Genomic DNA, 8,969 nt, shown 5'->3' on the forward strand with positions numbered 1-8,969 from the left:
TTGGTGGGAGCTGGAAGCGTGAGGGCATGGACGGATCAACAGAAAGTCAAATCACTGACCGGCACGGCGCACGGCCAACGCGAACCCGTCGTAGTGCCGGGGGAGGCCGTAGACGTAGCCGAGGCTGAAAAGGACGAACCACGCGGACGACGCAGACCACGCCGCCGGCGTGCTGGTCCAGTACCAGTCGTTATGAATGTCCTGGAAGAAGGCGGTGTCGATCGCCGGCTCGTAACGGCCGCGGTCGATCAGCAGCTGCAGCTCGTCGATGGTCGGCAGGTCCCAGTCGCTGTGGCCGGCCAGCGTCAGCGACTTGCACGCTTCCGCGCATTTTTCCTGCGGCACGTCGCTGTCCACCACGCTGGTGGCGCTGAAGGTGAGGCCGTGAGCGGGCAGGAAGACTGCGACCCACTCGGTTGCGTCGTCCGGCAGCTGCTGACCATCGGCGCCGATCTTGATGTACTTGGGCTGTTCCATGTTGGTGCTCCTAGAGATGATCAAAAAGACCAATTACTGACCGGCACGGCGCACGGCCAACGCGAACCCGTCGTAGGCGCGGCGGCCGCCGTGGACGAAGCCGAGGTCGAAACTGACGAACCACGCGGACGACGCAGACCACGCCGCCGCGGTGCTGGTCCAGTGCCAGCGCGGCTTCACGCGCGGGAAGAGCGCGGTGTCGATCGCCGGTTCGTGGCGGGTCACGTCCACCAGCGCGGCCAGCTCGGCGCGGGTGGGCAGGCGCCAGTCGCCGTGACCGAGCAGGCGCAGCTCAGTGCAGCGCTTCTCGCACTCCGCCTGGCTGATGCCGTCATCGGCGTCCTTCGGATCGCCCATCGATTCCACTGCCCACATCAGGCCTGTGGCGTGGTCGATCACGGCGACATGATCGGTACGCGGATCCTCGCCGGCGACGTGCGTGCCGTCTGCAAGTACTTTCGTGTGCCCCGGCGCGCTCTTGCTGATTGTCTCCAAGTGACCGGGCAACGTGAAGCCATCGGCGAGTTTGGCCGGCAGATGGAGGTGCATCTCCAGGCGGCGGATGTTGACCAGGGTGCTCATGCGGCGGACTTCCTTTTGGCGACGGCGGGGCTCTTTCGATTGCCCGCCTTGGTGGTAGCGCGCTTTGGCGCCGGAGTGGTGGTCTTGGCGGCTTTCGCCGGGCCCTTCTTGGCTGCCTTCTTCGCCGCGGGCCGTTTCTTACTGGGCGATGGGCTCTTGGCCGCAGGCGTGGCCTTGCTCCCGGCGGCTTGGTCGCCTCCGTCGGTGCGCAGGGCGTAGCCTTGGCCACGCAGCGGCTTGGGCAACCAGCCGCGGTTGGCCAGGTGCTTGCCGGCCTCGGCGATGGCGGCGTCCTTCTTGAGCGTCAGCAGGACTTCGCCGGCGGCCTTGCCAGCCACGTCGGTAACGGCTTCGGCCAGCAGCGACTTGGGTACGATGCTGAGATAGGTCTCGGGCGTGGCCTGCCATGCCGCGGCTATGTCCACGCCCAAGCGCTGGGCCAGCACGGGGCCAGTGGACTGCGAGACGGGGATGGTGCAGGCCACCAGCGCGGCAAGCAGCTGGAGCCGCTGTTCGGCCGACATGCCGACGAGCCAAGCGTGAACCTCCGCCACCTTGCCGGGAACCGTCTCGCCCCAGGCATCCAGATGCGCCTGCAGGCGTTGGCGTGCGACACAGCTGCCCACGTCCCCAAACTTGCCGCGGATGGCGATGGCGTCGGCGTTATGCTGGTTGCTGGGGTGCATCGCGAGCCCGGCGCCGCCGCGCGGCAGCAGCACCTCGAGCACCATCTGTTCCAGCAGAAGCACCAGTGCCTGTTCCGGGGCGGTGGCCACGGCGAGGCGCACAGCGGCGGCGCGATGCATCTCCAGGCGGGTGAGCATGTCGGCGCTGAGCGTCGCCTTCTTGGGACCGCTAGCCTTGTCGGCAACGTTGCCGCTCGACGACAGCTTTTGCCCAGGCTTCAGGCGGCCACGCTCCACCTGCAGCCCGTTGTACTTGTCGAGATAGATCAGGACGCCTGTCTTGGCCTTGGCCTCGTCGGACCATTGATCCAGCGCGTTACGGATCCCTGCGCGCTCTCTGCGCAGTTCATCCGCAAACGCCTGCTGGAGCTCGCTCATCTCGTCGACGCCGTCCTCCAGTGCGTCCAACTGCGCACTGATCTCCTCCAGGCGCTTCTTCTCTTTGGCGTTAGGAGATCGGCGCGTGGCGTCAAAGGGTCCCCTGCCATAGCGGGCTTGGCCTGCGTAATCGAGGTATGTCTGCGCCTCGGCCCACGACCAGCCCGCCTGACGCTCCTGCTCGGCGAGCGCCTCCAGCTGATTCTGGGCGATGGTCTGCAGCAACTTGGCGTCGGCGAAGTAGACCGCGTCGCTGAAGAGATCCTTCCTGATCGCTCCGCCGGCAGCCTGGTAGGCCGTGACGTTGACAAACTTGGCCATGGGGTTGTCGGGCCCCACCTCGCGCGCGGTAATGCGCTCGCGAATCGCGTGGGGCTGCCGCTGCCAGTCGTGCTCCACTTTCGAGCCCTTCTGGCCGAACCACGCCCTATGCTGGGCGCTGTGATCGTCGGTCAGCGCCAGCGCCTGCAACTGTTCCAGGTTCATCGCGCCCTGCTCGTACAGCGCGAACAGCTCAGGCTGGACGTTCGCCAGCTTCAGGCGCTGGGCGACGACCGACTCGGCCACGCTGAAGTGCGCCGCGACCTCGGCCGTCGACTTGCCGCTCTCCACCATGGCGCGAAACGCACGGAACTGATCGGCCGGATGCATGGCCTCGCGGATGGTGTTCTCGGCGGTGCTGGCCTCGAGCGCGGCGGTGTCGGCGATAGGCTTACAAAGCACGGGATGGTCGTCGCCGATCTCGCCGCGCTCCAGTCCCAGCTGGAAGGCGAGCAGGCGCGTGCCGCCCGCGTCGACCAGCCAGCGGCCCGGCTCTTGGGCGGGGCCCACGACCAGGTTCTGCAGCTGGCCGTGGACCTTCAGTGACTCCCACGTGGCAGCCACGTGAGTCGCAGAGCGGTGCTTGCGCGAGTTGGTCGGTGAGATGCTCAGGTGGCTGAGCGGCACTGCGATGATGTCGGTGGTGAGCTGCATCGTCTTTCCTAGTTGAGGTGGTTGTTGACGCCTGCGGCGCGCGCGGCGGCGGCATAGGCCACGACATCGCAGTGCGCGTGCTCGCGGACGTTGCCCAGCTGGTGGTTGGTCAGAATCAGGCAGCCCACTGAGACGCCGACCGGCAGTCGATACGGATCCTGGTCGTCGAGGATCTGGGACAAGCCGAAGTGCCGCGCCAGCGCGACGGCATTGCGGGTCTTGCCGCACCCCTGGGGCCCATGCACGATGACGGAACGGTTCATGCGCGCGCCCTGTGCTCAATCAGGCGCTTGGCATGGACGTAGTTGCCGAATCCGTGCTGCTGGGCGGCGAGGTCCAACGCCTTGGCGTGTTGCACGCCCTGCTCTCTCTTGATGCGCTTGGCCGTGCGCTTCAAGCCTTCGACTGTGGCGCCCAGCTGTGCGCAGGCGCTGCAGCGATCCTGCTCCACCCAGTGGCAGCCTCCTGGGCAGGCCTGGATGTCGGTGCAGCCGCATTCGCGGCAGCGGCGAACTTGATTCACGGCATGTCTCCTTTGGCGCTGTTGAAGCGCCGGATGGCGTCTAGCAGGGCAACGGGGCACTGCCGGTCGGGAAGGTCGTGGAGGAAGCGTTCGGTCTGTTCAAGCAGCTGCGTCGCGGTGCGCAGGCGGCGCTTCGATGCGCGCAACTCGGCTGCGGCGCCCTCGCGCGCGGTCGGGCACTGAGTCATTCCTCCTCGTCCTGCTGCCGGGCCTTGGCCTGCGCTCGACGGCCCTTGACACGCTTGGCCAGGTGCTCCTGCAGGGCAGCGCTCTGCGGCACCTCCCGCGCAGGTGTGGTGGGCAACACCTGGATGCGCCCTTTGCGCTTGAGGAACGCGTCCATGTGGGCCTGCAGCTGGGCGCGCTCGCGGTCCTTGTGGGATAGCGCGGTGGCGGTGCTGATCGGGAGCTTCTGTTCGCGCCAGCGTGCGGCCTCGGCGCGCTCCTCGGCTGGCATGCTGTAGACCATGCCCGGGCTGGTGATGCCGCGGCTCATGCTGCACGCTCCGCACACTCGCCGGCCAGGGCGAAATAGGCCGCGCCGTCGGTGTAATCGTCGAGCTGATGGGCGCCGGCGGTCGCGCGGGCGGCCTTCAGCACGGCCATGAAGAGCCAGCCGTCGCGCTCGCTCAGGGCGCCCCCGGTCAACGCGTTGAAGGCAGCAACCGTCCGCGCCATGCTGCGCTCACCATCCTGCAGGTCGCGCTGAGCGGCGCGCTGCTCGATTGCGGCCGCCGCGTTGCGCAGGATGGTCTCGGCGGGGGACGGCAGAATGGCCCATCGGCGTTCTGGGTCGGTGAGCGGCTCTGTCTCCCCGGAGGTGAAGTACAGGACGGCGTTCGGTTCAGCGTCCTTCTCCGCCACCGGCTTGCCGCCCAGCACCCGGATCATCTTGGCGCTGTAGGCCGCGTCGATGCACGCGATACCCAAGCCTCGGGCCATCTCCTCGGCGCGCTGCTGGTCGGTGGTGAGGCCCAGCTCGCCGGCCTCGTTGAAGAAGCGCGCGCGCGCAGAGTCCAGGTTGACGGCGGTAGCCAGGCCGAAGTGTTCGGTCAGCAACTCGAGCACCACCGCGTCCTGGATGACGTCCAACGGCCCGAAGGCAACGACAGAAGGCTTCATGCGATAGCCCTCCCGTGGACGTAGTACATCAGGTCGAGAAGCTCACGCGGGACGGATGCCATGCTGCGCACCGAGCGCTCAGCTGCGTCCACGATTCCGCGCAGGCGCGCTGGATCGCCATCGCCGAAGCCAAGGCCAACACTGAGCGGCACGCCCTTCAGGTGGGTCAGGTGCTGGATGTCTGCGACTTCTAGGTCCTGGGCAAGGTCATCCAGGCTGAGGTCGACATCGACCTCCATCCATGTCGAAGTGGAGATGTGCTTGGCCATCAGCGCACCACCTTGGAGGTGGGCTCCATCAGCCGGCGCGCTTCAGCCAAGCCGCGCTCGTTGAGCGTGACGCAGCTGGGGAACTCGGGATCGTCGAACGTCACCAAGCCGGCGTTGTCCAGCCAGTTGACGGCGCGACGGGTGAATGCCGGCATCTCCAGCGGGCCGCTGGTGCGCACCTTCGCGGGCGCGCCGACGAAGCCGCCGGCCGCGCGGCGCAGGCGATGTCCGGGTGAATTGAAGGCCGCCAGCAGTGCGCGCTGGGCGACGGGTTGCAGTGCCATGGTCAGCTCCAAGGGTGGGATCGGGTGGGCGTGCATCAGCCGCGCTCCGCGGCCTGGCGGCCCTGGCGCAGTTGTTCGGCGCTGAGTTCGACCAGGTCGGCGTTGCCCTTGAGTAGCGCGCCTGGCGGGGGCGATGGCAGCACGTGGCCACGGGCCATTTCGGCGGACATGGCGGCTTCGAGCTCGTCGACGGCGCTATCGAGCGTGCGGGTGGCGGCGGCATCGAACATCAGATAGGCGCCGGCCGTGGTCGGCGTGCGCTGGCCGGCCCGCAACGCGGCCAGCAGGGCGATGAGCGCGGTGGTCATGCCGGGGCGCCCTCCCCCGCTTCGGCTGTCAGCGCGGCCAGGTCAGCGGCGTGCGGGCTATTCGCATCAACATCGACCGTAACGCCGTTGCGACGCAGCCACCGCACGATTCGCGCCATCTGCCCGCGCGCGATCTTCACGTGCATACCGATGCAGATGGATTCGCTGTGGACCTGAACGTGCAGCGGACGGTGGCTGCCAGTCGTACTGGCGAACGCCAATGTCTGGTCGGCACTGCTCACCCCGGCCCAGACGCTCGGTGCGAACGGTCCTTCATTGATGCCCACCTGCAGGACAGGTGCGCCCTTGCCTTTCCTCACAGGGAAGCTAGGCGACCACTTCACGACAGCACCGCCTGTCCCAGTGCGACACGGATGCGGCCGCCGGGGCTGTTGTCGGTGCCAGTCGCGATGGCCAGGGCAGCGCCCAGCAGCGCCAACAGCGCGCAGGCGATGAAGGTGCGGGATTCAGCCTGGTGATCGACCGTCGGCGTGGCCAGGTCTTCGGCTTGCTCCGGGGTCTCGGTCGTGCTCTGCATGTTCGCGCGCTCCGGTGAGGGAGGCGCCGGCGGGTCGCCGTGCGGGCCTGGGCAGGGGGTGCCAGGTTTCCGCATCCGGGCTCAGCCCGGCGGGGTGGCGACCCGCCGGTCGCCGTGGCGACGAATTAAGCACGCTTAATTTTCTGGTGTCAAGCACTCTTAGCAAACGACTTTGAGGTCGGCTGCCGGCCCCATCGTGCCGAAACCGCGGCGCGCGATTGAGGTGCCGCGCCGAAGCGCGGCGGCAGTCATTCCGCTGCAGGCGCGTACGGGGATCCGTAGCCCAATTGCATGCAATCTTCGAGGTTGCGCATATGCGCGTGGAGCTCGTTCACCTGATCGTCGGTGAGCTGAGAGATGCCTGCCGCGCCCGCGCGGTCGAGCCACTGGATTAGGGCAGAGCTTGCTCCCATGCCGTACCAGGTCGCGATGCGATTGATCGCCCTTACCGCCTTGGCACGCGCGCTATCATCTAGGGCGGCGCCCCCGGAATCGTTGGCGACGAAGTGCTGATACGCGGTCCACGCGTCTTCTTCAGACTTGGACTTTGGCACGGGGCGTGGCACCGCTTCGGCCATCAGGGCCCGCAGTCGGGAAACCTTGTCGTGCATGGCGTTTTCCTTGCGGCAGCTACGCCGCGGCGGCACGGACGAATCGCAGCACCTTCGCCCTGGGCATCCCTTCCGTCAGCAGCTCGTGGGTCAACAGCGTGACTTCGGCGTGTTTGGAAGGTGGCAGCTCGAGTTCCTCACCAAGCGCTTCGGCTACCAGCTGGAAAGCGATCTTCCAGTCCTCCAGTTGCACCGGCTGAGATTCATAGGTGGCGGCCGTCTCGGCAACGCCACGCGGCTCCATATAGCTGCTGCTGCCGGTTAGGAGCTCGTATCCGGAAAGGCCAACTGCGTGAGCGATCCGGAACAGCTGTTCAGCTTTGACGTGCTCCGGCTCGACGTTGTCCTTCAGCCAGTTGCTTATCGTCGCCGACGTGCTGCGGGACAGGCGCGCCACCTCGGCGGCCTTGAGGCCGCGTGCGTCCATGGCGGCCTGAAGCCGCGCCCCGATGGTCTCTTTTGCCATAAAGCCAGCTTAACAACGGGCCGCTTCAGAGGGCTTTACACGAGAGTTAAGCGCGCTTAAAGTCGTGCACCTATGGACACCCCATTCTCCAAGCGCACCGCAAAAGCCGCCCTCGGGCTCGAAACTGACGCCGCGCTCGCCGAGTTCTTCGGCGTTTCGCGCGCCGCAGTCTCCCAGTGGCCCGAGGACGAGGCCCTGCCCGATCTCCGCCAGTTGCAACTCGAGCGCCACCTGACGCGCGGCGCTGCCCCGGTCGGAGTTGCTGCCAATGGATGAGGCCACTCGGTTCATGGAGGCGTCACTTGAGCCAGTTGACCGGGGCATCCGGTACGGCTTGCTGGCCATTGACGGCGCCCTGGACAACGACCCCAGCGCCCTGATCGACCTGCCCCTGTTCGACCGGGACCCCGGCGCTGACGTCGCCCTGACCGCCGACCAGTGGGCGGACCTGCGCGCAGCGCGGCGGGCGGCCGGGCAACCGCTCGCGATCGCCGGGCCGGATGGGGCGGAAGAACATGCCCACCAGCCGTGTGGGGCCGATGCCCACCTGGTAGGCGAGCAGAGGAACGAGGATCAGGCGGGAGGTGATGTCCATGGCTGCCATGCTGCGACAGGGAACCACGCTCGCACCACGATGACCGGCGCGTCATTTCAGGGTGCGCCATGACCTGCCCCCGCACCGACCTGCACTGGCGCGATGCGCTGTACAACGCGGTGACGCAGGTGCCTGGCGGCGTGCGCGCCGCCGCTGCGTTCCTCACCGAGCGGCGGGGCCGTTCGATCACCGGCGAATCCCTGCGCAAGAAGCTGCGCGGTTTGGAAGGAGAGTCGATATCGGTCGAGATGGCCGAGATGCTGACCGAGTGGATGGAAGAGCACGTAGCCGGCCAGGCGCTGGCCAAGACATGGATCCAGTCGCTTGGCGCGCAGTTTGGCCTGGCGATGGATTTCATCCCGGCAGGTGACGGCGGGCTGGTGGACGAGGTCGCGGTTATCCAGACCAAGTTGCTGCACATCTGCCGTCACGCTGGGTCGCTGTCGGGCCTAGGCCTGGAGGCGATCGCCGATGGCGACGTGTCTCGGAGCGAGGCCGATGCCCTGGTGCGCGAGGCGCGTGCGGCGCGCACGATGCTGCACCGCCTGGAGCGCAGCGTGCTGCGCGCTCACCGCAAGTCCCGGGGCATCGCTTGACGTGCGCCGCACCCACGCGCCCCGGCCGGGTAGTCCGCACGCCAGGCAGCCAGGGCCGGCCGCGCGCGCCGCGATACTCGAGGCGCATGCCCTGCTCTACGACGGCAAGCCGGGCCTGCTCGGCGACGACGCGCTGGCAGAGCGAGAGCGGTTGCGGCAGGAGTGCGATGCAGCACTGCATCGCCAAAGGCTGCTGCCGCTGCGGAGCGGCGGTTGAGCGCGAGCTGGTGCCTGAGCAACGCGCTGACGCAGCTGGCCAAGTTACCCGAGGCGGAGCGCGATGCGTACATCGCCACGCTGCCCGAGGCCTGCTCCCGACCGAGTTGTACATCTGGCCAGGGCTGCCGTGCCTACGTAGCCAGCGTGGCCGGGTCTACCGCCCAGTTGCACCGGCGGATGTGCGAGGCGCGGCACTGGCTGCGCCTGGGCTACACCACGGCTCCGAAGGTGCACCAGTTGATCGAGTCGATCGCTTCGAAGCGTGGCCACGAGGCCGCCGACCTGCTGCGGCAGGACATGCGGGCCGAGTGGGCCAGGCGCAGCCAATGGATGCGCTGAC

At 67.6% G+C, this 8,969-nt stretch carries 19 protein-coding genes; 3 read left to right on the forward strand and 16 right to left on the reverse strand.

All coding sequences use genetic code 11. The features are described from left to right. Nucleotides 1-51: 51 nt before the first annotated feature. The 15 genes from WFQ05_RS12300 to WFQ05_RS12370 form a co-directional block, all read right to left on the reverse strand. Nucleotides 52-477: a DUF1566 domain-containing protein gene (locus tag WFQ05_RS12300; RefSeq protein ID WP_337054053.1), complete on the reverse strand. Its 426-nt coding sequence runs from the start codon at nucleotides 475-477 to the stop codon at nucleotides 52-54. A 33-nt stretch (nucleotides 478-510) separates the two neighbouring features. Beyond that, entirely contained in the window at nucleotides 511-1,059 is a 549-nt protein-coding gene (locus tag WFQ05_RS12305; protein ID WP_337054054.1) for a DUF1566 domain-containing protein, read from the reverse strand. Next, nucleotides 1,056-3,098: a ParB/RepB/Spo0J family partition protein gene (locus WFQ05_RS12310; RefSeq protein ID WP_337054055.1), complete on the reverse strand. Its 2,043-nt coding sequence runs from the start codon at nucleotides 3,096-3,098 to the stop codon at nucleotides 1,056-1,058. The genes WFQ05_RS12305 and WFQ05_RS12310 overlap by 4 nt, the downstream gene beginning before the upstream one ends. Nucleotides 3,099-3,106: 8 nt before the next feature. Further along, nucleotides 3,107-3,361, reverse strand: a complete 255-nt coding sequence (locus tag WFQ05_RS12315; RefSeq protein ID WP_337054056.1) for a hypothetical protein — start codon at nucleotides 3,359-3,361, stop codon at nucleotides 3,107-3,109. Then, nucleotides 3,358-3,549, reverse strand: coding sequence for a hypothetical protein (locus tag WFQ05_RS12320; RefSeq protein ID WP_337054057.1), 192 nt, complete (start codon nucleotides 3,547-3,549; stop codon nucleotides 3,358-3,360). Before WFQ05_RS12320 ends, WFQ05_RS12315 begins: the two co-directional genes overlap by 4 nt. Before the next feature lie 68 nt (nucleotides 3,550-3,617). Then, nucleotides 3,618-3,809, reverse strand: a complete 192-nt coding sequence (locus WFQ05_RS12325; RefSeq protein ID WP_337054058.1) for a hypothetical protein — start codon at nucleotides 3,807-3,809, stop codon at nucleotides 3,618-3,620. Next, nucleotides 3,806-4,117 (reverse strand): hypothetical protein, encoded by a 312-nt coding sequence (locus WFQ05_RS12330; protein WP_337054059.1) that lies wholly within the window; start codon nucleotides 4,115-4,117, stop codon nucleotides 3,806-3,808. The genes WFQ05_RS12325 and WFQ05_RS12330 overlap by 4 nt, the downstream gene beginning before the upstream one ends. Continuing rightward, complete coding sequence (locus tag WFQ05_RS12335; RefSeq protein ID WP_337054060.1) at nucleotides 4,114-4,743, reverse strand: DUF6378 domain-containing protein; 630 nt, start codon at nucleotides 4,741-4,743, stop codon at nucleotides 4,114-4,116. The genes WFQ05_RS12330 and WFQ05_RS12335 overlap by 4 nt, the downstream gene beginning before the upstream one ends. Next, nucleotides 4,740-5,012, reverse strand: coding sequence for a hypothetical protein (locus tag WFQ05_RS12340; protein WP_337054061.1), 273 nt, complete (start codon nucleotides 5,010-5,012; stop codon nucleotides 4,740-4,742). The genes WFQ05_RS12335 and WFQ05_RS12340 overlap by 4 nt, the downstream gene beginning before the upstream one ends. Next, a complete protein-coding gene (locus WFQ05_RS12345) occupies nucleotides 5,012-5,296 on the reverse strand; it encodes a hypothetical protein (RefSeq protein WP_337054062.1) in 285 nt (94 codons plus the stop codon). Before WFQ05_RS12345 ends, WFQ05_RS12340 begins: the two co-directional genes overlap by 1 nt. Nucleotides 5,297-5,331: 35 nt before the next feature. Beyond that, complete coding sequence (locus WFQ05_RS12350; RefSeq protein WP_337054063.1) at nucleotides 5,332-5,604, reverse strand: hypothetical protein; 273 nt, start codon at nucleotides 5,602-5,604, stop codon at nucleotides 5,332-5,334. After that, nucleotides 5,601-5,948, reverse strand: coding sequence for a hypothetical protein (locus WFQ05_RS12355; RefSeq protein WP_337054064.1), 348 nt, complete (start codon nucleotides 5,946-5,948; stop codon nucleotides 5,601-5,603). Before WFQ05_RS12355 ends, WFQ05_RS12350 begins: the two co-directional genes overlap by 4 nt. Further along, nucleotides 5,945-6,142: a hypothetical protein gene (locus tag WFQ05_RS12360; RefSeq protein WP_337054065.1), complete on the reverse strand. Its 198-nt coding sequence runs from the start codon at nucleotides 6,140-6,142 to the stop codon at nucleotides 5,945-5,947. Before WFQ05_RS12360 ends, WFQ05_RS12355 begins: the two co-directional genes overlap by 4 nt. 248 nt (nucleotides 6,143-6,390) lie before the next feature. Further along, complete coding sequence (locus WFQ05_RS12365; RefSeq protein WP_337054066.1) at nucleotides 6,391-6,753, reverse strand: hypothetical protein; 363 nt, start codon at nucleotides 6,751-6,753, stop codon at nucleotides 6,391-6,393. A 19-nt stretch (nucleotides 6,754-6,772) separates the two neighbouring features. Continuing rightward, nucleotides 6,773-7,219, reverse strand: a complete 447-nt coding sequence (locus WFQ05_RS12370) for a helix-turn-helix transcriptional regulator (protein WP_337054067.1) — start codon at nucleotides 7,217-7,219, stop codon at nucleotides 6,773-6,775. 72 nt (nucleotides 7,220-7,291) lie between these two features. Between WFQ05_RS12370 and WFQ05_RS12375 the strand changes: the two genes are divergently transcribed. Further along, on the forward strand, nucleotides 7,292-7,495 hold the full coding sequence (locus WFQ05_RS12375; protein ID WP_337054068.1) for a Cro/CI family transcriptional regulator: 204 nt from the start codon (nucleotides 7,292-7,294) through the stop codon (nucleotides 7,493-7,495). Nucleotides 7,496-7,517: 22 nt separating this feature from the next. Here the strand turns inward: WFQ05_RS12375 and WFQ05_RS12380 are convergent, their stop codons facing one another. Continuing rightward, nucleotides 7,518-7,814, reverse strand: coding sequence for a hypothetical protein (locus WFQ05_RS12380; RefSeq protein ID WP_337054069.1), 297 nt, complete (start codon nucleotides 7,812-7,814; stop codon nucleotides 7,518-7,520). 68 nt (nucleotides 7,815-7,882) lie between these two features. Between WFQ05_RS12380 and WFQ05_RS12385 the strand changes: the two genes are divergently transcribed. Together WFQ05_RS12385 and WFQ05_RS12390 are read left to right on the forward strand one after the other, a co-directional pair. Further along, entirely contained in the window at nucleotides 7,883-8,410 is a 528-nt protein-coding gene (locus tag WFQ05_RS12385) for a hypothetical protein (protein ID WP_337054070.1), read from the forward strand. Nucleotides 8,411-8,623: 213 nt separating this feature from the next. Then, nucleotides 8,624-8,968, forward strand: coding sequence for a hypothetical protein (locus tag WFQ05_RS12390; RefSeq protein WP_337054071.1), 345 nt, complete (start codon nucleotides 8,624-8,626; stop codon nucleotides 8,966-8,968). The last annotated feature ends 1 nt before the right edge of the window (nucleotide 8,969 follow it).

Source organism: Pseudoxanthomonas sp. USHLN014 (assembly GCF_037153335.1).
GTDB lineage: Bacteria > Pseudomonadota > Gammaproteobacteria > Xanthomonadales > Xanthomonadaceae > Pseudoxanthomonas_A > Pseudoxanthomonas_A winnipegensis.